The organism is Mycolicibacter arupensis (assembly GCF_002086515.1).
GTDB lineage: Bacteria > Actinomycetota > Actinomycetes > Mycobacteriales > Mycobacteriaceae > Mycobacterium > Mycobacterium arupense.
In genome coordinates, this window is sequence record NZ_MVHH01000021.1 from 34,882 (window position 1) to 55,735 (window position 20,854).

General features: G+C 67.4%; 18 protein-coding genes. 9 read left to right on the plus strand and 9 right to left on the minus strand.

What is annotated here, in order from left to right; all coding sequences use genetic code 11:
* Positions 1-92: 92 nt before the first annotated feature.
* Positions 93-767 (minus strand): cutinase family protein, encoded by a 675-nt coding sequence (locus BST15_RS11775; protein ID WP_052751361.1) that lies wholly within the window; start codon positions 765-767, stop codon positions 93-95.
* Positions 768-1,173: 406 nt separating this feature from the next.
* Between BST15_RS11775 and BST15_RS11780 the strand changes: the two genes are divergently transcribed.
* The gene (locus BST15_RS11780) at positions 1,174-2,727 is read left to right on the plus strand and encodes an Hsp70 family protein (RefSeq protein ID WP_052751360.1); all 1,554 of its coding nucleotides are present in this window, start codon (positions 1,174-1,176) and stop codon (positions 2,725-2,727) included.
* On the opposite strand, the gene BST15_RS11785 is transcribed toward BST15_RS11780, so the two are convergent.
* The gene (locus BST15_RS11785) at positions 2,724-3,800 is read right to left on the minus strand and encodes a class I SAM-dependent methyltransferase (protein WP_046188326.1); all 1,077 of its coding nucleotides are present in this window, start codon (positions 3,798-3,800) and stop codon (positions 2,724-2,726) included. The genes BST15_RS11780 and BST15_RS11785 overlap by 4 nt on opposite strands.
* 136 nt (positions 3,801-3,936) lie before the next feature.
* Here BST15_RS11785 and BST15_RS11790 point away from each other — a divergent pair, with 136 nt between their 5' ends.
* Positions 3,937-4,599 (plus strand): SHOCT domain-containing protein, encoded by a 663-nt coding sequence (locus BST15_RS11790; RefSeq protein ID WP_052734886.1) that lies wholly within the window; start codon positions 3,937-3,939, stop codon positions 4,597-4,599.
* Between the two features lie 90 nt (positions 4,600-4,689).
* On the opposite strand, the gene BST15_RS11795 is transcribed toward BST15_RS11790, so the two are convergent.
* Genes BST15_RS11795 through BST15_RS11805 form a run of 3 tightly spaced genes read right to left on the minus strand, consistent with a single transcriptional unit; the run spans position 4,690 to position 8,217 of the window.
* A complete protein-coding gene (locus BST15_RS11795) occupies positions 4,690-5,319 on the minus strand; it encodes an MBL fold metallo-hydrolase (RefSeq protein WP_046188324.1) in 630 nt (209 codons plus the stop codon).
* Positions 5,316-6,401, minus strand: coding sequence for an S-(hydroxymethyl)mycothiol dehydrogenase (locus tag BST15_RS11800; protein ID WP_046188323.1), 1,086 nt, complete (start codon positions 6,399-6,401; stop codon positions 5,316-5,318). The genes BST15_RS11795 and BST15_RS11800 overlap by 4 nt, the downstream gene beginning before the upstream one ends.
* Before the next feature lie 10 nt (positions 6,402-6,411).
* Positions 6,412-8,217 carry an N-acyl-D-amino-acid deacylase family protein gene (locus BST15_RS11805; RefSeq protein WP_082104077.1) on the minus strand — a complete coding sequence of 602 codons (1,806 nt, stop codon included), beginning with the start codon at positions 8,215-8,217 and terminating at the stop codon, positions 6,412-6,414.
* 93 nt (positions 8,218-8,310) lie between these two features.
* Between BST15_RS11805 and BST15_RS11810 the strand changes: the two genes are divergently transcribed.
* From BST15_RS11810 to BST15_RS11825, 4 genes are all read left to right on the plus strand, one after another.
* Positions 8,311-9,321 (plus strand): AraC family transcriptional regulator, encoded by a 1,011-nt coding sequence (locus BST15_RS11810; protein ID WP_046188343.1) that lies wholly within the window; start codon positions 8,311-8,313, stop codon positions 9,319-9,321.
* A gap of 60 nt (positions 9,322-9,381) precedes the next feature.
* Positions 9,382-10,224: a serine hydrolase domain-containing protein gene (locus BST15_RS11815; RefSeq protein WP_234708194.1), complete on the plus strand. Its 843-nt coding sequence runs from the start codon at positions 9,382-9,384 to the stop codon at positions 10,222-10,224.
* 125 nt (positions 10,225-10,349) lie between these two features.
* The gene (locus BST15_RS11820) at positions 10,350-10,871 is read left to right on the plus strand and encodes a DUF3145 domain-containing protein (protein ID WP_046188341.1); all 522 of its coding nucleotides are present in this window, start codon (positions 10,350-10,352) and stop codon (positions 10,869-10,871) included.
* Between the two features lie 149 nt (positions 10,872-11,020).
* Positions 11,021-11,911 carry a hypothetical protein gene (locus BST15_RS11825; RefSeq protein ID WP_131701170.1) on the plus strand — a complete coding sequence of 297 codons (891 nt, stop codon included), beginning with the start codon at positions 11,021-11,023 and terminating at the stop codon, positions 11,909-11,911.
* A 6-nt stretch (positions 11,912-11,917) separates the two neighbouring features.
* Here BST15_RS11825 and BST15_RS11830 read toward each other — a convergent pair whose 3' ends face one another.
* Together BST15_RS11830 and BST15_RS11835 are read right to left on the minus strand one after the other, a co-directional pair.
* Entirely contained in the window at positions 11,918-12,826 is a 909-nt protein-coding gene (locus BST15_RS11830) for a diacylglycerol kinase (RefSeq protein ID WP_046188321.1), read from the minus strand.
* Positions 12,823-14,415 (minus strand): FAD-binding oxidoreductase, encoded by a 1,593-nt coding sequence (locus tag BST15_RS11835; protein WP_109370690.1) that lies wholly within the window; start codon positions 14,413-14,415, stop codon positions 12,823-12,825. Before BST15_RS11835 ends, BST15_RS11830 begins: the two co-directional genes overlap by 4 nt.
* A 56-nt stretch (positions 14,416-14,471) precedes the next feature.
* On the opposite strand from BST15_RS11835, the gene BST15_RS11840 reads away from it, so the two are divergent.
* Positions 14,472-15,050 (plus strand): TetR/AcrR family transcriptional regulator, encoded by a 579-nt coding sequence (locus BST15_RS11840; RefSeq protein ID WP_046188319.1) that lies wholly within the window; start codon positions 14,472-14,474, stop codon positions 15,048-15,050.
* Complete coding sequence (locus tag BST15_RS11845) at positions 15,050-16,588, plus strand: glycerol-3-phosphate dehydrogenase/oxidase (RefSeq protein ID WP_109370688.1); 1,539 nt, start codon at positions 15,050-15,052, stop codon at positions 16,586-16,588. Before BST15_RS11840 ends, BST15_RS11845 begins: the two co-directional genes overlap by 1 nt.
* A gap of 16 nt (positions 16,589-16,604) precedes the next feature.
* Here the strand turns inward: BST15_RS11845 and BST15_RS11850 are convergent, their stop codons facing one another.
* The gene (locus BST15_RS11850) at positions 16,605-17,483 is read right to left on the minus strand and encodes a LysR family transcriptional regulator (RefSeq protein ID WP_046188317.1); all 879 of its coding nucleotides are present in this window, start codon (positions 17,481-17,483) and stop codon (positions 16,605-16,607) included.
* A 106-nt stretch (positions 17,484-17,589) separates the two neighbouring features.
* Between BST15_RS11850 and BST15_RS11855 the strand changes: the two genes are divergently transcribed.
* A complete protein-coding gene (locus BST15_RS11855) occupies positions 17,590-18,339 on the plus strand; it encodes an SDR family oxidoreductase (protein ID WP_046188316.1) in 750 nt (249 codons plus the stop codon).
* A 6-nt stretch (positions 18,340-18,345) separates the two neighbouring features.
* On the opposite strand, the gene BST15_RS11860 is transcribed toward BST15_RS11855, so the two are convergent.
* The gene (locus BST15_RS11860; RefSeq protein WP_046188340.1) at positions 18,346-20,799 is read right to left on the minus strand and encodes an arylsulfatase; all 2,454 of its coding nucleotides are present in this window, start codon (positions 20,797-20,799) and stop codon (positions 18,346-18,348) included.
* Positions 20,800-20,854 lie beyond the last annotated feature (55 nt).

The window sequence follows — 20,854 nt, forward strand, 5'->3', positions numbered from 1 at the left end:
CCCTGAATGCTGACATGTCCGGGTTGCGGCGGTGGTCCGCGGGTCGGGGATCAGCAAACCGCAACGACGTTCGTATGGGCCGAACACCGTGGTTAGAGCCGGTTTGCCGCGTAGGACGCGCCTTCGTCCGCGATCCCGTTATAGGCGCCCGGCGCGTGCGCTGAGAAATTGAGTCCTTCGGAACAGACCGGGTCTTCGGGCATGCAGAGCTGGATGGTCTTGGGGACGTACGCCGGACCGATGACCAGCGGCGGTTGGCCGAGGAAGTTCATCGCCCGCTCGTTCGGGGTACCGAAGAGCACCACGGCGGCGACGTGGTCGGCCACCTCTGGGGGCATTGGGCGAGGTATGTCCACGCCTTCCACCCCGTCCGGTATGGCGTTGGCGGTCGAGAAGCCCATGACCGCTGCGCCTTGCGAGAAGCCACTGAGCACCATCTTGGTGTCCGGGCAGTTCGCCGCGGTGGCCTCGATGTGACTGGTGGCATCGCGGATGCCCTGAATGCCCGTCGGCCAGTCGTTGGTGGCCGGGTAGTCGATCGCGTAAACGTCCATCGGCCGCTCGGGCAACCGGGCCCGTAACGAGTCGACGAATGCTTGCCCGGTCGCGCCGAGGCCGGGGTCCTCGGTGGTACCTCTAGCAAACAAAACTTGGACATCGGGACAGGGGTCCGCGAAGGCGAGGGGAGGGGTGACGGCGGTGCTGTGCAGCAGCCAGGTCAGGGCCAGAACAACACCGAGGGAACGAGGTATCCGACGTGGGTTCACCGCTCCATGGTGGCATATGTGGCCCCTTTTTCGCAGCAGACACCGCTGGCAGTGAACATATTCAGTGTTTTCTGACCACACCCGGGCGGGACGCTGAGTAGCCCCTGGCGAAGATCTGAGTTACAACTGAGACCCGTTGTGAATCAGCTTCCGGTTACCGGGGGGTGTCTGCAATGTATCGTCCAGATGACCCCGACTGCTGGAGTCCCGAGCAAACTATCTGTCGCACCGCGAACCTTGCTGCGGCCCCTGTTCAGGAACGGCGGCGGCGACCTAGCGGTGACCTTCGGTGAGCGTTCTCCGGCGCACCAAACGGTCTGCAATGCGGGGTTTATCGGAGATTCACCGATAAAATTGGCCCGATCGGCGCGCATCGACCGCCGGAGGACACCGTGGATGGGACAGCATGGCGCAAGAGACTGGCCCCGCGTTGGGGATGTCCGTCGGGGCGACCACACTGGCGGCAGTCACCGCCGATCGTGCGATCACCCGTCGCCCAGTACTGACGCTGTTTCGGGATCGGCCGTCGCAGATCGGCATGCCGTCGGAGAACTCTGCGGTCAGTTCCGATCTGCATGAACGTGGGCTCGCGGTGAGCGATTTTGTGGACCGCGTTGGTGGCGGTGGTCCGGTGGTGGCCAGCGATGGGTCTACGCACCGCGCCGAGCAGCTGCTCGCCGATGGGTTGCACGCACTGGCCTACGCGGTCACCGAGGGCCGACCGATACCGCCCGCGGTAGCGGTCAGTTATCCCGCGCACTGGTCGCGCGACGCTGTCGGGGCGCTGCGTACGGCGCTCGGCCGCGTGTCGGAGTGGGCGCAGCATCCGGTGACGCTGCTCTCCGATACCCAAGCGGTTCTGACTGCACTGCAAGCTAATCCGGGTCTGCCCGATGACGGGGTCATCGCGGTGTGTGACTTCGGGGGCAGCGGAACCAACGTCACGCTCGTCGATGCCGCCCGTGGTTTCGAGCCGCTCGGTGCCACCCAACGCAGCACTGTCCTATCTGGTGACGTGATAGATCAGGCGTTGCTTGATCACGTGGTGGCCGATCTGGGAGGCAACAGCGACGGGCCTGCCACGGTGGGTTCGCTGACCAGATTGCGCAGTCAGTGCCGTGACGCCAAGGAGCAGCTGTCGTCAGAGACGGTGGCCGAACTCGCGGGCTTCCACGGCGGGGTATGGCTCACCCGGGTGGAACTCGACGAGGCCCTGCGGCAGCCCCTCGAAGGCTTTTTCACGTTCTTGCACCAGACCTTGGAGCGCAGCCAGCTGCGCCCCAATGGGCTGGCGGCGATCGTCTCGGTGGGCGGTGGGGCGAACATGCCGACGGTCACGACGGGGCTGTCGCAGCGCTTCGGGGTCCCCGTCATCAGCTCGCCGCGACCCCAGTTGACCGCCGCGATCGGTGCGGCACTGAGCGTTGCGGGCAACGTCGCGGCCGCTCCGAAGACGGCACCGCCACCTGAGACGGCGCCGCCACCTGCGGCACCCACATCGTTCCCGGAGCCGCTGTCGCCGCCAGAGCAGGCGCCGCCTGCGGCAGTCGAGTTCGCCCCCGACCCGGGGCTGCAGCCCGTGGTGACCCCACCGCCGTGGTCGGCGCCCGTCCCGCTGACGCAGCCGGCTCCGCCGGACCCGGAGCTGCTGGGCGAGCATGGCACCGCGGCCTGGTATCGACGGCCGGTGCCGGTGGTGCTGTTGGCCGCACTGATTGCGCTGTTGCTGGGCACGGTGGCAGTGCTGGTGTTGCGCCGGGCCGCTGACACCGGTCCGGACTCCAGCGTTCGCACCACGGTATCGATCACCACCACGATCGACCCGTCGCCGACCTTCGAGCCGCCACCCGCATTCACTCCCAGCCCCGAGCCAGTCGTGCCACCGGCCCCGGAGTTCCCGGAGAATCCGGCTCCAGAGCCCACCGAGGCACCGGCCGGCGAGATCCCGGTCAGCCCCTAGCGCTGCTTGGCCAGGACGACCAGCGCCAGCGGAATCTGCACCTGCTGCGGGCTGCTCGCCAGCCGGGCAGCTACGCCGGCCTCCAGGTGGCGCTGGAAATCGGTCGCGCGCGGGTCATCGGCCCCACCGGCCAGGGCGCCGGCCAGCGTCGGAAACACCGCGGTGCTGATGAAGGAGGCCCAGCGTGCGCCCAGCGCGCCCGCGTCTCCGTCGAGCAGGTAGCGATCCCAGAAGCGATCCTCGGCATCGAATACCTCGAGGTGTTCGATCGTCAGTGACTCGAACCGTCCCGCCGGTGCGAACGGAGCGCGAAGCTCCTTCTCGGTGCGTCCCAGTGCGGGGATCGTCATGCGCGCAACTTCGTCCCGGGTGAGCTGCCCATCGCGCACCTGCTCCTCGAGCACGGTGACGATGGCGTCGAGCAGCGGCTGGTAGCCCGACCGGCCCGCAGCGTCGACGGCCGCGGTCAATACCAGCAACTTCCCGCCGGGGCTCAGTTCCCGGCCGCGAAACGCGACGAAGTCATGCCAGTCCTGAGCGGCCCGGCGGGCGTAGGCGCGCCGCGCGGCATCATCGCCACTGTGCTCGACATGGACGTGGCCGGAGAACTCCGGCAGCCCGCCAGCGGGCCCGCGCAGCCACATCGTCGCCCAGGACGTCCAGCCCAGGGTGACGCTCTGCGAGGGCAGAATCTGATGGTAGAAAGAGCGGCCTATCGCCGATGGGAAGGCAGCCGGGTCCTTGCGGGTGTAGCTGTCGGGGTCCTCGGCCAGCGTGGTGAACAGCGCGGTGAAATCGTTGTCCGGCAAGTCGGTGTGGGCGACCAACACGGGATGGTCGGCCCGGGTCCGCCGGCGAAATGCTGCGATCGCGGCGCCGATCGCAAGCATCGAGTTATAGCCGGTGGCGGCGCCGTAGTCGGCGACGACGATCGGATGCGGCGCGGCGGGCAGCGGAACTGTGGCCGCCAGCTGCCCGAAGACTGCGGTGGCGTGGGCCAGCCCGGCCGCCTGCAACCGGTTCGAGGGAGTGCCGCCGGGCTCGGGTCGGACGACGATGCTTGACTCTGGCATGGGCACCTCCGACCGCGGCGAACCTTCATCGATATCACCACTGACGGTAGCGCCCCGGGTAATCCGTGGCACACTTCCGTAAGTGAGCGCGCGCCAGGCGATCCGACGCATTCCGGCTGCGGTGGCGGTCGGCCTGATGGCGATCGGGCTGATCGGCTTCGTGGTGGCGCTGATACTGAACGTCTTTGTGCTCGACCGCTACGACGCCTACGGCGAGGTGCCGATTCCGGGCTCTGGTACCGTGCATCTTCCCGCGGGTGAGGTCACGGTCAATCTGCACACCCGGGTCATCTCCAGTCCCTCCGGAGGTGGGCTGCCGGTACCGCCGATCAGCGTGTCGGTGACGCCGCCGGCCGGGGTGGCCGAACCGGAGTTCCAGGAGAGCATCGGGATGACCACCACCGTCAACAACGACACCCGGCGGCGGCTGTGGCGGGTACAGGTCGCCCAGGCGGGCGACTATCAGATCACCACCGACGGGGAGGTCGGCGCCTACATCGCGCCGCGACTGGCGTTCGGGAAGCCCTCCGGTCACTGGGCTTACGTCTGGGTGTTCCCGGTGGTCTTTGTTGTCGGCCTGCTGGATCTGTTCGCAGCGCGGTTGTTTCGGCCGCGCCGGAGCAACTCGATGGGCGCGGCGACCGGCCCGGAGACAGATGTCAGCCAAGGCCGATTCGTTCCCGAGGGGGAAGGAATCCGCATCGAGCAGCTCAAAACGATAACGGCCCTGCGTGATTCCGGGGCGCTGACCGAGAAGGAGTTCGCAGAGGAGAAGCGGCGAATCCTGCGCGGGCACTGAGGTTCAGCGGCAGGACTGCTCGCGGCGCGTCGTCAGTGGCGGTGCTGGTGGGCCACTTCCTTCGTGCCGCTCGTTCCTCGCGGCGCGTCGTCAGTGGCCGCGGGCCACCCACTCGTCGTAGTGAACCAGCTCGTCGCCGATCCTGGTGCTGTCGCCGTGCCCGGTGTACACCACGGTGTCGGGCGGCAACTGGCCGAGCCGTTCCGAGATCGAGGCCAAGATGGTCGGGAAGTCCGAGAAAGATCGGCCGGTAGCCCCCGGGCCGCCGCAGAACAGCGTGTCGCCGCTGAACACCGCCCCCAGATCGGGTGCATGCCAGCAGACCGATCCCGGCGAGTGGCCGGGGGTGTGCAGTGCCCGCAGTTCCAGGCCGCCGACGGTGATCGTGTCCCCGTCCGCCACCGCGCGAAAGTCACTGTCCGGGTGCGTCATCTGCCACAGCATGTCGTCGCCGGGGTGCAGCAGCACCGGCGCGTCGAGCCGGCGGCCCAGCTCCGGCGCCACGGTGATGTGGTCATTGTGGCCGTGGGTGCACACCACAGCCACCACATTGCGTCCACCGACGGCTTCGACGATCGCGCCCGCATCGTGCGCGGCGTCGAACACCACCACGTCGGATTCGTCACCGACCACCCAGATGTTGTTGTCGACTTCCCAGCTGCCGCCGTCGAGTTCGAACGTACCGTGGGTGACCACCCGTTGGATCGGACCGGCGGTCACAGCACCACAACCGACCGCAGCACTTCACCGTGATGCATCCGCTCGAAGGCCTTTTCGACGTCCGTCAGGCCGATGCGCTCTGAGACGAATCGCTCCAACGGCAGGCGGCCCTGCAGGTACAGGCTGATCAGGGTGGGGAAGTCGCGCTCGGGAAGGCAATCGCCGTACCAGGACGACTTCAGCGACCCGCCGCGGGAGAAGAAGTCGATCAGCGGCATGTCCAGACGCATATCGGGCGTCGGAACACCCACCAGCACAACAGTTCCGGCCAGGTCTCGCGCGTAGAACGCCTGCTTCCAGGTCTCCGGCCGGCCGACCGCGTCGATCACCACGTCGGCGCCGAAGCCGTCGGTGAGCTCCTGGATGGTCTCGACGGGGTCCTGGCTGCGGGCGTTGATCGTGTCGGTCGCGCCGAAGTCGCGGGCCCAGCTCAGCTTGGTGTCATCGGTGTCGACGGCGATGATCCGCTTGGCGCCCACCAGGGCCGCCCCCGCGATCGCCGCGTCGCCCACACCACCGCAGCCGATCACCGCGACGGTGTCGTCGCGGGTGACGCCGCCGGTGTTGATGGCGGCACCCAGGCCGGCCATCACGCCGCAGCCCAGTAGCCCCGCCACCGCCGGGTCGGCGCTGGGATCGACCTTGGTGCACTGGCCTTCGTGGACCAGTGTCTTGTCGGCGAACGCGCCAATGCCCAGGGCCGGGGTGAGCTCGGTCCCGTCGGTCAGGGTCATCGGAGCCGAGGCGTTGAACGTGTCGAAGCACAGGTGCGGACGGCCGCGCTTGCAGGCTCGGCACTGCCCGCACACCGCGCGCCAGTTCAAGACCACGAAGTCGCCGGGCGCCACCGCGGTGACCGCAGATCCCACCGACTCGACGGTGCCGGAGGCCTCGTGCCCCAGCAGGAACGGGTAGCTGTCGTTGATTCCACCGTCGCGATAGGTCAGGTCGGTGTGGCACACCCCGCAGGCGGTGATGGCGACGACGACGTCGTTGGCACCGGGGTCGGGAATCACGATGTCGGTCACCTCGACCGGCTTGCCCTTTTCGCGGGAGATCACTCCGCGCACTGTCTGACTCATGGGTTCAACCTTATGTTGCCGCTGTGGCGTCCGGTGCCGTGGCTTGTGCGGCCGCCACCCCGACCGCCGGCGTGCGGGTGTCGGCGCGCAGGAAACTTCCGGTGCGCTGCGCGCCGAGCAGGTTGGTGGGTTGACCGTCGAGCACCACCGCCCGGCCGGAGACGAACACCGCGGGCACCGCTTGGTCGTTGCGGTTGACCATGCGTGACAGTCCGCCATAGGCGGCGAAGGCCTCTTCGGCGTAGCCGTCCAAGGTGTCGTCGAGGTGGGCGGGGTCGACCACCACGATGTCGGCGCGGTCGCCCACACGCAGATGGCCGGCGTCCACCCGATACCAGTCGGCCAGCTCACCGGTGAGCCGGTGCACCGCCTGCTCGACGGACATGAATCCCCGCCCGGCCCGTTCGGCGTCGAGCACGTGGCGCAGCAACCGCAGGCCCATGTTGTAGAACGCCATGTTGCGCAGGTGCGCGCCCGCATCGGAGAAGCCCATCTGGATGCCGGGCTCGGCTGCGAGCTTCTTGAGCACCTCGGGGCGGTGGTTGGAGATCGTGGTGTGCCAGCGCAGTGCTGTCCCGTGCTCGACCACCAGATCGAGGAAGGCATCCACGGGGTGCACGCCGCCGCGCTCGATCCCCACCTGCCCGAAGGACTTTCCGATGACCGACGCATCGGGGCAGTCGACGATCTCGGCGTCGAAGAAGTCGCGATGCCATACCCGCGGGCCGTACTTGTTCTCGTAGTCCTTGCGGAATCGGCGCCGGTAGCCCTCGTCACGCATCAACGCGTCGCGTTCGACGGACTCCCGCAGGTGCAGTGCCTCGGCGCCCGAGCCGAACTCCTCGAAGATCACCAGATCGATTCCGTCGGCGTACACCTCGAACGGCACCGGGAGGTGCTGCCAGCGGAAATCGGCGCCCAGCCGGCTCAGCATGCGCGACGACTTGATGATGGTCGGAATCGCCAGTCGGTTGCTCTTGACGTCGGCGGCGGCCAGCAGCGTGGACTTGAGTGGTCGCCGGATGATGCCCAGGGCCTGCGCCAGTTGGGACACCACGTCAAACGGATTCTTGATGTCCGGACCGGCCTGCAGAATGCGTCCGCTGCGGCGCAACTTCGACTTGAGCCGGCGCAGTTCTTTGGGCTTGGCATACGTCGAGGGCAGTGTGCGCGAGCGGCAGACGTCGCCATCCATCTTGTCGAAAAGCAGTTGCTGGGAGGACATCCCGACGAATCCCGCCGCAAGGGCCTCATCGAGCATCTGCTCCATGCGGGCCTGCTCGGAGGCGGTGGGCCGATCATCGGAGCGGGTGGCGCGATCCAGGCCCATGGTCGCGGCCCGCATATCGGAGTGCCCGATGAACGCGGTCACATTCGGCCCCAGCGGCAGCTTCTCCAGGCTGGCGATGTATTCCTCGCACGTCGACCAGTTCTTCTTCGCGTCGATCGTGTCGACCACGTACCGGCGTGGGATGGCTTCCACCCGGCCGAACAGGTCGCCGGCGTCCTGACCGTCAACGTGAATGGTGGACAGCGAGCATGAGCCCACCAGCACCGTGGTGACGCCATGGCGCACCGACTCCGAGAGCCCCGGGGCGACGAGGATCTCGACGTCATAGTGGGTGTGGATGTCGAGCAGGCCGGGCATCACCCATTTGCCGCCAGCGTCGATCACCTGGTCGCAGCCCGTCACGTCGAGCGGCTCGGCGGAGATCGCGGCGACGTGCCCGTCGCGGATACCGATGTCGCGGATCAAAGAGGGCGCGCCGGTGCCGTCGAACCACCGGCCACCACGAATCACGGTGTCAAAACTCACGGACGTTCCTTTCCGCCGGATGCCGTTCCCAGCATGTCCCGCCGCGCCAGCGAAGTCTTGACATCTGCGGACATTTCTTTGATATTTGCGGACATGTCGGTCGTGCGCGGCACCGCGCTGTCCGGTTACCCCGATCTGGTGACCGAGCTCGGCGGCGACCCTGCGGCACTGCTGCGCGCAGCGGGGGTGCCTGAGCGGGCCGTCGGCACACACGATGTGTTCGTGCCGTACCTCGCCGTCATCCTGGCCGTCGAGGGCGCCGCGAGTGCTACGGGCACACCGGATTTCGGCCGCCGGCTGGCGTTGCGGCAAGACATCGGGAACTTCGGGCCCCTCGGGGTGGCCGCCCGTACCGCGGCCACCGTCGGCGGGGGATTTTCGATCGTGGAGCGATTCCTGTCCGCCTACAGCCCAGCGATCTCGGCACGCATCATTCCCGGCGCCGAATCGGGCGAATCGTTCTATGCCTTCGGGGTGCTCATCGAGCGATCCCCGCCGCACCCGCAGACCACCGAACTGTCCCTCGGGGTCTCACTGGGCATCATGCGCATGATGTTCGACGCCCCGTATGCGCCGCTGTCGGTGCACCTTCCGCACGAAGCGCTCACCCCGGTGCGCGACTACCTGGCCTACTTCGGCTGTCGCCCGTACTTTGCCCAACCCGTCGCCGGCTTCACCTTTCGCAGCATCGACCTGGACCGCCCGCTGCACCGAGACGACCAGGCGCACCAGGCCATGGTGCGTTACCTGCAGGGCATCACCGCCGAGACGCCGGGCATCTCAGGCTCGGTGCGCGCGATCGTCCGCCAGCTGCTGCCCACCGGGACCGTCAACTTGGAGCTGGTGGCCGGCCAGCTCGGGCTGCATCCCAAGGCGCTGCATCGGCGGCTGGCGGCCGAACAGACCACCTTTGCCGCCCTGGTCGACGGGGTGCGCCGCGATGCCGCGCACCGCTACCTTCGGGACACCGACATCAGCTTGGCGCACCTGACCCGTGAATTGGGCTACGCCGAACAAAGTGTGCTCAGCCGTTCCTGTCAGCGCTGGTTCGGCTGCAGTGCGAGCAGTCACCGCAGGGCGATCCGTGAGTCCCTGCGCGCGTAGCAGCCGGCCGGAGGGCAGGCCCGCTGCCGGTGACCCGCCTCGCCGTTAGGCTGGCTGCCGATGTGCGCCGCTGAAGCCCTGGCCCCCCTTGCCGCCCTCGACGATTGGCCGGTCGATCACGTGGCCGCCGCTGTCGTCGGCCCGCAGGGTGTGCTGGCCACCCATGGCGACGTCGGGCGGCCGTTCTACCTGGCTTCGGTGACCAAGCCCTTGGCGGCGCGGGCCGTGCAGGTCGCGGTGGAGGAGGGTGCCATCGAACTGGACACCCCAGCCGGGCCGCCGGGCGCTACCGTGCGCCATCTGCTCGCGCATGCCTCCGGGCTCTCGCCGGACTCCGACCGAATCCTGGCCAAGCCGGGAACCCGGCGGGTGTACTCCAACCACGGTTTCGCGGTGCTCGCCGAGGCGGTGGAGCGGGCAACCGAAATCGAGTTCGGCCGTTATCTGGCCGAGGCGGTGTTCGAGCCGCTGGGTATGACTGCGAGCCGGCTGGACGGGGGAGCGGCCCGGGCCGGTTTCGGGGGCACCTCGACCCTCACCGACCTGGTTGCCTTCGCCGGTGATCTGCTGGCGCCGGTCACCGTGTCTGCGCAGCTGCATGCCGAGGCGATCAGTGTGCAGTTCCCAGGTCTGGACGGCGTGCTGCCCGGGTACGGGCCGCAGCGCCCGAATGACTGGGGCCTGGGCTTTGAGATTCGGGACGGCAAAACGCCGCATTGGACAGGTGCGACGAACTCGGTGCGCACCTTCGGGCATTTCGGCCAATCAGGCACCCTGATCTGGGCCGATCCGGCCATCGGGCGGGCGCTGGTGGTGCTCACCGATCGCAACTTCGGGGACTGGGCGCTGGACCTGTGGCCGGCCCTGTCCGACGCGGTGGTGGCAGCCTACGGCCGGGACTAGCCAACAGGCGTCACACAAGGCACAATAGACACATACAACACTAAATACTCAGCAGCATCACTGTTCAATTCGGTACCGCCAGGTCGTTGGGGAAGACGTCCCTCGTGGAGCCGAAGGAGCAACTGATGCGCGCGACGAATCAATTCGCCGACGTGACCAGCGGCGTGGTGTACATCCACGCTTCGCCGGCGGCGGTATGCCCGCATGTCGAGTGGGCTCTGACCTCGGCTCTGGGTGCCCGCAACGGCCAGGCGAAGCTCAACTGGACCCCGCAGCCGGCCATGCCGGGGCAGCTGCGGGCCGTCGTCAACTGGGTCGGTCCGGTGGGAACCGGCGCCCAATTGGCCAGTGCGCTGCGCTCCTGGTCGGTGTTGCGGTTCGAGGTCACCGAAGACCCCAGCGCCGGAGTGGACGGCCAGCGATTCAGCCACACCCCACAGTTGGGACTGTGGAGCGGGACGATGAGTGCCAACGGCGACGTGATGGTCGGCGAGAACCGCCTGCGCACCTTGATGGCGGCCGGTGCCGATGCGTTGGCGGCCGAACTGGAGACGGTGTTGGGCACCGCATGGGACGACGCGCTGGAGGCCTACCGCGACGGCGGTGAAGGCGCTGAAGTGTCCTGGCTCAGCCGGGGCGTGGGATAACTCACAGGCTCGCAAAGCTGCTGATACCTGCTTCTTAGGGTAGGTTAACCCGAGCGCATCCCCCGGCGTTCGTTCCTTTCGAATTGTCTTGCGCTGTAATCATTGTCGCGTGTCTTGACGCGCGCTGCCCTCAGCGTCAAGGAGTGATCATGCATGCCCTGAGGTGGCCGGCTGCTGTCGTCACGGTGATGTCGGCGGCCTCTGGTCTGGTCGCCGTCAGCGCAGCGCCGCCCGAGGCAGCCCCCACCCGCGTCGCCGTTCAGTTGACCGCCGACGGTGACTTGGCCAACGTTCCGCTCAACCTGCTCTACACCCTCATCAACATCCCGGCCAATGCGCTCAAGGCCGTCGACGCGTTCTCCTACTCACAGTTCTTCAGCGGGCCATGGTTCGTCCCGAGTGAGACCAACATCTGGGGTATCGATCTGGGCGACCCGCCGCGAATCCAGGCATTGATCGACATGTTGATTCCGATTCCGGCGCTCTCGAAGCCGCTCGGTGAGCAAGTGATCGGTCTGCTGCAGGCTCAACTGCCCACCAACACCGCGTGCGACTCCATGTTCTGCAGTTTCGATGGCTGGGTCGCGCTGCTGCAGGGCTACGGCCAGGTGCCGATCTCGGAGCTGCGGAGTGGCTACACCTTCCCCACGGAGGGCCCCACCATCACTGACCCACACGGCGCGGTCGAGGGTGCGTTCGGAATCCCCGGTACCGTCATCGGTTCAGACGGCTCAGACGTCTACCCCTGGGCCGGCACCACGTTCACCTTGGATTTCGGCAAGCCATGGGCGGACTTGTGGGCCAGCTTGACGGCCGACCCCTCGGACAATCCGCTGGTACCGATGCCGCACCTCGTCCAGGTGCTGATCGACTTCGCGGCATCGTGGTACGTGATGCTGAACCCGTTCCTGCCCGGGGGCACTTACACCCCGATTTTCCCCTGGCTGGACACCGACGGACCGGAGCCTGCCGACTTCAGTGCCCCTGTCGAAGCGCTGGTGGATCAGCTCGGCGACCTGTGGACCTCGCTCATCTCCTGAGACCGGTCAGGGCGTGCGCAGGATCTGCAAGGCACCCGGCACCGCCGACACCGTCACCGGCAGCGGACCCACGTAGTCGCCGTCGGCATAGGCATTGATGCCGGGACACTCGACCCGGATCGACGTGGCCCGGCGGGTGCTCACCTCATCCAGCAGCACGTGCGTGCCCTTGAACACGGTGGGGAACAGCCGGATCAGCTTGGTGCGCGAGCCCGAGTGCACCATGGTGACATCCAACAGGCCGTCGGCATGGTCGGCGCCGGGGCAGATCAACATGCCCCCGCCGTAGCTGCGGGTGTTTCCGAACGCCGCCAGGGTCAGCTCGATGTCCAGCGGTTCGTCGTCGTCGAAGGTCAGCCGGAACGGCAGCAGCCGCAGCTTCGACATCTCCGCCACCATCGCCACGTTGTAGCGCATCCGGCCGTGCGGCCACCGCATCCGGTTGACCCGGTCGCTCACCAGCGAATCAAATCCTGCCGCCATCACGGTGCCGAACCAGGAGACGGTGCCGCCGTCATCGGTGATACGGCCCAGATCGATGGTCTCGGTCCAGCCGTCGGCGACCACATCCGCGGCAGCCGCCGGATCGCCGACGGGCAGCCGGTATTCGCGAGCGTGGTCGTTGCCGGTGCCGGCCGGGATGATCCCCAGGGGAACATCCCCGAGCGCCAGCGACTGCAGTGCCAGAGAGATCACACCGTCGCCACCGGCGATCACCACGGCATCGGTGCCGGCCGCCAGTGCCTCGTCGAGCAACCGCCGCGCATGGCGGGCGTCGGAGCCCACGATGTGGTTGACGTTGATGCCGCGTTGCTGAAAGCGCGCCAGTGCCTTCTCGGCGGCATGCCGGGCGTTACCGTGGCCGGCCGCCGGATTGGTCAGCAGCGTGATCCTGCTGATCTCTCGCTTGGTCATGGAATCAGTTTGCCGGGGTTGAGGATTCCAGCGGGGTCCAGCGTGGCCTTGACCGCGCGCAACACCTGCACACCCAGGTCACCGACCTCGGCGGCCATCCAGGGCCGATGATCGGCGCCCACGGCATGGTGATGGGTGATGGTGCCGCCGGCACGCATGATCGCGTCGCTGGCTGCGGCTTTCGCGGCGTGCCACTGCTCGACGGGGTTGCCGCGCTGGCCGGCGACCACGGTGAAATACAGCGATGCCCCGGTCGGGTAGACGTGCGAGATGTGGCACAGCACCAGGGCGGGCGTGCCGCTGTCGGCCAGCGCGGTGGTCAACGCCTCGGTGACCGCCGCCTTGAGTGCGGGGACCCCCGCCCAGTCGGTGGCGGTCTCCAGGGTCTCGCACAGGGCTCCGGCCGCCAGCAGCGAATCACGCAGGTAGGGCGCGGCGAATCGGCCGTGCTCCCAGGCGCGGGCCGGAGCTTCGCCCAGGGGCGTACCACCGTTTGCGGCCATGACCGCACGGGTCTCGGCGTGCCGGCTTTCGGTGTGCTCCGCGGTGCCTTCGAACACGGTGATCGCCAGGCAGCCCCCGGTGATCTGCTGCTCGCCGATCTGCTCGGTGGTGGCCAGGTTCACCCCCGTCTCGGCTTCGTCGGACAACCGGATGACGGTCGGGCCGGCGCCGGTCTGGGTGACTGCGCGCAGCGCCGCGGCGCCGGTGGCGAAGTCGGGAAAGGACCACGCCTCATAGCGGGTGGTCGCGGGGACCGGATGGACTCGTACCCGGACCCGGGTGATGATCCCGAATACGCCCTCTGAGCCCAGCACCAGCTGGCGCAGATCCGGGCCGGCCGCCGAGGCCGGAGCGCGGCCCAGATCCAGCACCCCGGCCGGGGTGATCATCCGCAGGCCGCGGACCATGTCGTCGAAACGGCCGTAGCCGGCCGAATCCTGACCCGATGACCGGGTCGCGGCGAATCCGCCCAGGGTGGCGAACTGAAAGCTTTGCGGGAAGTGGCCCAGCGAGAAGCCTCGCTCACCGAGCAGCCGTTCGGCTTCGGGGCCGGTGACCCCGGCGCCGAACTCTGCCTCGCCGGAGACTTCGTCGAGGTTCAGCAGTTGATCGAACCGGCGCAAGTCCAGCGAGACAACGGCGTTCAATGCCGCACCGCGGATCGGGTCGAGCCCGCCCACAACGCTGGTTCCGCCACCGAAGGGGACCACCGCTATCGCCTGCCGGCTGCAGTAGTCGAGGATGGCGGCCACCTGATCCTCGCCGTCGGGGCCGCCGGGCAGCAGCACCGCGTCAGGTGCGTCCTGCGTTTCCAAGCCATTGCGTCGCAGCAGATCCAAGGTCGACTTGCCGCCCGCGCGCAGGAGTCGCGCGGTGTGATCGGTGCGGCAGAAGCCCTCCCCGACGATTTCCGCCAAGGCGGAACGGTCCGCGTCGGTCAACGCCGACGGGGTCAGCGACACCTGGTCGGGATCGGGCTCTGGGGCGCTGGAGCCGTCCACTCCCAGCGCGGCCTTGAGGAGCTGGCGGATGCCGTCGCTGAGGGGCTTGGCCGCCGCGGGATCGCCCCAGGCGTTCCACTTCATCGGAGGGTTCAGGGCGTCCTGGGCATCGGCCTGCGTCATGCGTTACAGTATTACATATGCTGTCAACTAGTAATGACGAGCAGGTTGACGTGGGGGAGCGGATCCTCGATGCCGCCGCCAGTTGCCTGCTGGCCATGGGTATGGAGCGGGTGACCTTGTCGGCCATCGCGCGCCGCGCCGGGGTCAGTAGGCCGACGGTGTATCGCCGCTGGCCGGACAGTCGCTCGGTGATCGCCGCGCTGCTGACCGAACGGATCACCGCAGCCTGGACGGAGCTGTCCCGGCCCGGAACCGGACGTGAAGCCCTGGTCGAGCGGATCGTGGCGGTGGCCGCGCGGATCCGCCACGACGAGGTGGTGATGCAGGTGCTGCACCACGCTCCGGATCTGGCGATGGTCTACATCGCTCAGCGGATGGGCGCCAGCCAACGGCGGTTGGTCGACCTGGTGGCGGCCGAACTCGGTGGTGCGCAAGCCTCTGGGAGTGTGCGGGCGGGGGATCCGCGCCAACTCGCCGCGATGTGCCTGCTGATCACCCAATCGGCGATCCAGTCGGCGCAAGTCGTTGCGCCGATCCTTGATGAACAGTCCCTCTCCGCCGAACTGGCCTACACCCTGAACAGGTACCTCTCGTGATGCCCAATACCGCCGCACTCAACGCCGCCCGCCGTACCGCCGAATTGAGCGCCCTGGCCGAGGGTGGCCCCGTCGACGTCGTGGTGATCGGCGCCGGGATCACCGGGGCCGGAATCGCCCTGGACGCGGCCACCCGCGGACTGCGGGTGGTGTGCGTGGACAAGCACGACCTCGCCTTCGGGACCAGCCGCTGGAGCTCCAAGCTGGTTCACGGCGGCCTGCGCTACCTGGCGACCGGCAATGTGGGAATCGCCCGGCGCAGTGCCATCGAGCGCGGCATCCTGATGACCCGCACCGCACCTCATCTGGTGCGGGCCATGCCCCAACTGGTGCCCTTGTTGGGATCGATGCGCGGGTGGGATAGGGCACTGGTGCGAACCGGGTTTCTCGCCGGTGACGCGCTGCGCCGGCTGGCCGGCACGCCGGCGACGGTGTTGCCCCGCTCGCGGCGGGTGTCCCGGGAGACGGCCGTGGAGTTGGCGCCGACAGTGCGTCGAGAAGGCCTCGACGGTGGGCTGCTCGCCTACGACGGGCAACTGATTGACGACGCCCGTCTGGTGACGGCGGTGGCACGCACCGCGGCCCAGCACGGTGCGACGATCCTGACCTACGTGGCTGCTACGCACGCCGCCGGGGACGCGGTGCGTCTGACCGACCAGCTCTCCGGTGAATCGTTCGAGGTCCGCGCGCTGGCCGTGATCAATGCGACCGGGGTGTGGGCCGCCGATATCGACCCGGGACTGCGGCTGCGGCCCAGCCGGGGAACTCACCTGGTGTTCGACGCGGCCGCCTTCGGCAATCCGACTGCCGCCCTGACCGTTCCGATACCGGGCGAACTCAACCGGTTTGTGTTCGCCATGCCCGAACAGCTCGGCCGGGTATATCTGGGCCTGACCGATGAAGAGGCGCCCGGACCGGTTCCCGATGTGCCGCAACCCACTTCCGCAGAGATCTCCTTCCTGTTGGACACCGTCAACACCGCGCTGGGCACCGCTTTGAGTACGGCCGACGTCCGCGGCGCCTACGCCGGGCTGCGGCCCCTGATCGACACCGGCGAGGGTCGCACCGCAGACGTCTCGCGCAACCACGCCGTCGTCGAGTCGGAGTCCGGAGTGTTCAGCGTGATCGGGGGCAAGCTGACCGAGTACCGGCACATGGCGCAAGACGTGCTGGACCGGGCCGTGCGTCTGCGGGCCCTGAGCACTGCGGCCTGCCGCACCCGGGACCTGCCGTTGATCGGCGCGCCGACCAATCCGGGCCCGCAGGTGCCATCCGCGGCCGCACTGCCGGCCTCGCTGGTGCTGCGCTACGGCGCAGAGGCACCCAACGTGCTGGCCTCCGCGACCTGCGATCGGCCGGGGGAGACGGTGGCCGACGGAATCGACGTGACCCGTGCCGAATTCGAGTACGCGATCAGCCACGAGGGTGCCCTGACCGTTGAGGACATCGTGGAGCGCCGGACCCGGATCGGGCTGGTGGCCCACGACCGGGATCGGGTGCACGAGGTGGCCCGGGAGCTGCTCGACGCGGCTGAGTGAGGCCCGTCTCCGCGGCCTAAGGTCGCCGCCGCAGGATCAGATCCCTGACCGCCGAACTGGTGTGGGGCTGCCACAGTGCCTGTATCGGTACCAGGAGCGGCTCATCGAGGTCGACGATCATCACGGCGCCGTTGAGGGCCGGGCCGGCCGGTGCGGTGACGAAGGCAGCGGCGCTCTCGGTCAGCGCCGCCACCTCGGGCGGACAGCCCTGTACGCGGCTGACCCGGTAGTGCGGCTCGAACCCCGCACGCCGGCAGGCGTTGATGAGGAAATCGCTGTAATAGGACGCCCCGGGTGGTGCCCACAGCGCGATCACGTCGTCGGCGAGGTCGGCGATCCCGATAGGGGCGCGTGCCGCCAATCGGTGCTGGGCGGGCAACGCGACCCGCAGCGGCTCATAGCCGATCACCGCGCCGGCAAGGTGGTCCTGGGGCACCACCGCGCGACGCAGCCCCAGCTGCACGACGCCGTCGCGCACCCCGGCGGTAAGCCGTTCGGGAAACAGCTGCATGACGGTGAAAGACGTGTGGGGCGCGGCCGCTATCGCCGGTTCGATCAGCGCGTAGACATCGTGATTGCTGATCGCGGGCGAGTGGCCGACGACGAATACATCCGGCTGGGCGCTGGCCGCAGCCCGGGTGTGCGCCGTGAGGGTCGTGGCCGCCGCCAGCAGCGCCCGCCCCTCATCCATCAGGGTTTGCCCGGCGGGGGTCAGCATCACGTGGCGGCCCGAGCGAATCAGCAGCGCCGCGCCGATCTCTTTCTCCAGCTGTTGCACCGAATGCGACAGCGCCTGCTGCGACAGGTGCAGCTGCTTGGCGGCGCTGGTGAAGCCGGCGGATTCGGCGACTGCGATGAAGTGGGTGAGACGGCGCAGGTCCGGGGTCGGCGACATCGAACCATGCTAACCACAAGCAGTACTTGTTGATCACTCGCAAAATGCTGTTTCTCATTTGTGGAACGCGCGGATAGCTTCGTGTTCAGAGGCAGAAAGGACTCCGATGAACGATCTGACGGGGAAATCGGCGGTGGTCGCGGCTGGCGCCAAGAACCTGGGCGGGCTGATCAGCACCACCTTGGCGAATCGTGGCGTGAACGTCGCCGTGCACTACAACAGCGACGGATCCGAAGCCGAAGCGGACAAGACGGTGGCCGCGGTGCGGGCCGCTGGCGCCCATGCCATCAAGGTTCAGGGCGACCTGACCGTTGCGGCCAATGTCGCCGCCCTGTTCGATGCCGCGGTGGACGCCTTCGGTGGGGTGGATTACGCCGTCAACACCGTCGGCAAAGTCCTGCGCAAGCCCATGTTGGAAACTACTGAGGCCGAGTACGACTCGATGTTCGACATCAACGCCAAGGCGGCCTATTTCTTTTTGCAGCAGGCGGGCAAGCGCCTCAACGACAACGGTTCGGTGGTCACCATCGTGACCGCCCTGCTGGGCGCCTTCACCGACGGCTATTCCACGTACGCCGGTTCCAAGAGTCCGGTGGAGCACTTCACCCGCGCCGCGGCCAAAGAGTTCGGGAGCCGGGGAATCAACGTCAACAGTGTCGCGCCCGGGCCCATGGACACACCCTTCTTCTACCCCCAGGAGACCCCGGAGCGCGTCGAGTTCCACAAGTCGCAGGCCATGGGCAACCGGTTGACCCGGATCGAGGACATTGCACCGTTGGTGGCGTTCCTGCTCGACGGCGGGCATTGGATCACCGGGCAGACCGTCTTTGCCAACGGTGGCTACACCACCCGGTGAGCCCGGTCAGTCGCGGGCCAGTGCCGCGGCCGCCTCGCGCTGCAGATCGACGAAGGCCTCCTTGCTGACGTCGATGACCACGGCCTGGATGCTCCCGCCGGTGAAGGTGCCCGGGTTGCGGTACTGACCGGAAACGTTGTCGCCGCTGTCGTACCCGACGCACAGGCCGTCGCCGGCGAGGGTGAATTTTCCTGCCTGGGCGCGCATCGGTCCTGAGTCCACTGCTTTACCGTTAACGTAAAGCGTTGTCGTTCCCAGAGATTCCCCATACTTACCGGAATCCTTGCGAACGAACTCCATGCCGAGTGTGTGCTTGCCCGGAGTCAGTCGCTGCGAGACGAATTCCTGTTCGGGTTTGATGCCCAGGAAGTTGTACACATAGTGCAGCTTGCCGTCCTGGATGAACAACACATGCCCGCCGAATCGGGATCCGTGGGCAAACAGGACCCCCTGAGCTTCTGGGGTGAGCTCGACGTTCGCGACGATCTTGTACGACCGTCCGCGGATATTGGCCGCCACTCCTTCCGGTACGGGTGCGGTGTCGGGATAGTAGGTGTAGCGATCCCGAGGCGGTTCGAACTGCGGGCGGGGGATGTTGATCATCTCGGTGGCCGTGCGGTCATCCAAGGGCAGCACGTAGTTGTTCTTGGCCTCGATGTGCCACGCATCGATAAGCGCCTTGAGTTTGTCGGGGTGCTGGTCGGCGAGATTCGTCGATTCGGAACGGTCTTCGTCGACGTGGTAGAGCTCCCAGCGGTCCTGATCGAAATGGCCCTTGCCGCTGATCGGGGCGTGCAACGCCGACGCCTTCCAGCCGTCTTCCCAGATGCCGCGCGTGCCCAGCATGGCGTAGTACTGCCTTTTCTTGGCGGTGGGCGCATCGGGGGAGTCGAAGCTGTAGCGCATCGACACCCCGTTGAGCGGGTACTGCTTCACGCCGCGGTACTCCGCGGGCATCGAGATTCCGGCCGCGTCGAGGATGGTGGGCACGATGTCGGTGGCGTGGTGGTATTGATGGCGCACTTGGCCTTTGGCCTTGATGCCCGCCGGCCAGTGGATCACCATCGGGTCGCAGGTTCCACCGGAGAACTGCGAGTACCGCTTGAACATCTGAAACGGGGTGGAGAACGCAGCTGCCCAGCCGGTCGGATAGTGGTTGTAGGTCTCGGGCGTCCCCAGCGCGTCGAGATAGCGCATGTTCTCGGCCAGATCGTCGGGGTAGCCGTTGAAGAACTTGTTCTCATTGACCGAGCCGTTGGGCGAGCCCTCGCCCGAGGCGCCGTTGTCGGCGCAGTAGAAGATGAGCGTGTTGTCCAGCTGTCCGGTGTGCTCCAGGTAGTCGACGATTCTCCCCACTTGGGCGTCGGTGTATTCGGAGAACCCGGCGAAAACCTCGGCCATCCGCGAGAACAATCGGCGCTCATCGGCGTTGAGTGAACCCCAGGGCCGCACCGAATCCACCGGCGCGGCCACATCGCTGGGAAGGGGATTCAACGGGGTCAGCCGGGTGCCCTTGGGCATGATGCCCTTGTCGACCATCCGGGCCAGCACCCACTCCCGGTACGCCTCGTAGCCGTCGTCGAACCTGCCGCGGTATTTCTCGGCGTACTCGGTCGGGCTGTGGTGCGGAGCATGATTGGCCCCCGGGCAGAACCACATGTACCAGGGCTTGGACGGGTTGCTGGAGCGTTGATCGCGCAACATGCGAAGTGCGTTGTCGGCGAGGTCCTTCGACAGGTGGTAGCCGTCTTCTGGACTGTAGGGCTGTTCGATGAATCGGTTGTCCTCCACCAGATCCGGATACCACTGGTTGGTCTCACCGCCGAGAAAGCCGTAGAAGCGGTCAAAGCCCTTCTGCAGCGGCCACTCCGACTTGCTTCCTCCGCTGGAGACGTCCTCTTCGGGCACGTTGTGGTTCTTGCCCACCCAGAACGTGCTGTACCCGTTGCTGGAGAGCACCTGTCCGATCGTCGCGCATTGCGCGGGCAGGCGGGCCGCCGCGCCGGGGAATCCGTCGGAACCCTCGGTGATCGAGGCGAAGCGGTTCACGTGATGATTGCGTCCGGTCAGAATGCAGGACCGGGTCGGTGAACATAATGCCGTGGTGTGCCACTGGGAGTAGGTCAGCCCGTTGTCGGCGAGGCGCTGCATGACGGGCATGTCGATCGCCCCGCCGTAGGGTGACCACGCCGCCATCCCGGTGTCGTCATAGAGCACCACCAGCACATTGGGCGCGCCCTGGGGAGCGTGCTTGAGCTCGAAGGGTCCCCAGTCCGGCTCCGAGTCGCGCACGTCGAGTTCGATCTTTCCGTCGAACCCGTCGTTGATCCCGGTCCCATAGCTTGGGGCGCCCGCGGTCTGCGCGCCGCCACTCTTGGTTTCGCAACCGGTCGTCAGCGCCGCAACGCCGGCGCCACCCAACGCGGCCAGACCACCCAACACCTGGCGTCGCCGCAGCATGGCGCGCGGAGGACTGCAGTCGGTCTCGGATTCACCGGGTGCGCCCTGAGATGCC

Excerpts from the sequence above, each read along its gene's own strand:
- BST15_RS11780 (WP_052751360.1), top strand. The coding sequence starts at position 1,174 with ATGGCGCAAGAGACTGGCCCCGCGTTGGGGATGTCCGTCGGGGCGACC.
- BST15_RS11785 (WP_046188326.1), bottom strand. The coding sequence starts at position 3,800 with ATGCCAGAGTCAAGCATCGTCGTCCGACCCGAGCCCGGCGGCACTCCC.
- BST15_RS11790 (WP_052734886.1), top strand. The coding sequence starts at position 3,937 with ATGGCGATCGGGCTGATCGGCTTCGTGGTGGCGCTGATACTGAACGTC.
- BST15_RS11800 (WP_046188323.1), bottom strand. The coding sequence starts at position 6,401 with ATGAGTCAGACAGTGCGCGGAGTGATCTCCCGCGAAAAGGGCAAGCCG.
- BST15_RS11810 (WP_046188343.1), top strand. The coding sequence starts at position 8,311 with ATGTCGGTCGTGCGCGGCACCGCGCTGTCCGGTTACCCCGATCTGGTG.
- BST15_RS11815 (WP_234708194.1), top strand. The coding sequence starts at position 9,382 with ATGTGCGCCGCTGAAGCCCTGGCCCCCCTTGCCGCCCTCGACGATTGG.
- BST15_RS11820 (WP_046188341.1), top strand. The coding sequence starts at position 10,350 with ATGCGCGCGACGAATCAATTCGCCGACGTGACCAGCGGCGTGGTGTAC.
- BST15_RS11825 (WP_131701170.1), top strand. The coding sequence starts at position 11,021 with ATGCATGCCCTGAGGTGGCCGGCTGCTGTCGTCACGGTGATGTCGGCG.
- BST15_RS11830 (WP_046188321.1), bottom strand. The coding sequence starts at position 12,826 with ATGACCAAGCGAGAGATCAGCAGGATCACGCTGCTGACCAATCCGGCG.
- BST15_RS11835 (WP_109370690.1), bottom strand. The coding sequence starts at position 14,415 with ATGAAGTGGAACGCCTGGGGCGATCCCGCGGCGGCCAAGCCCCTCAGC.
- BST15_RS11840 (WP_046188319.1), top strand. The coding sequence starts at position 14,472 with ATGCTGTCAACTAGTAATGACGAGCAGGTTGACGTGGGGGAGCGGATC.
- BST15_RS11845 (WP_109370688.1), top strand. The coding sequence starts at position 15,050 with ATGCCCAATACCGCCGCACTCAACGCCGCCCGCCGTACCGCCGAATTG.
- BST15_RS11850 (WP_046188317.1), bottom strand. The coding sequence starts at position 17,483 with ATGTCGCCGACCCCGGACCTGCGCCGTCTCACCCACTTCATCGCAGTC.
- BST15_RS11855 (WP_046188316.1), top strand. The coding sequence starts at position 17,590 with ATGAACGATCTGACGGGGAAATCGGCGGTGGTCGCGGCTGGCGCCAAG.
- BST15_RS11860 (WP_046188340.1), bottom strand. The coding sequence starts at position 20,799 with ATGCTGCGGCGACGCCAGGTGTTGGGTGGTCTGGCCGCGTTGGGTGGC.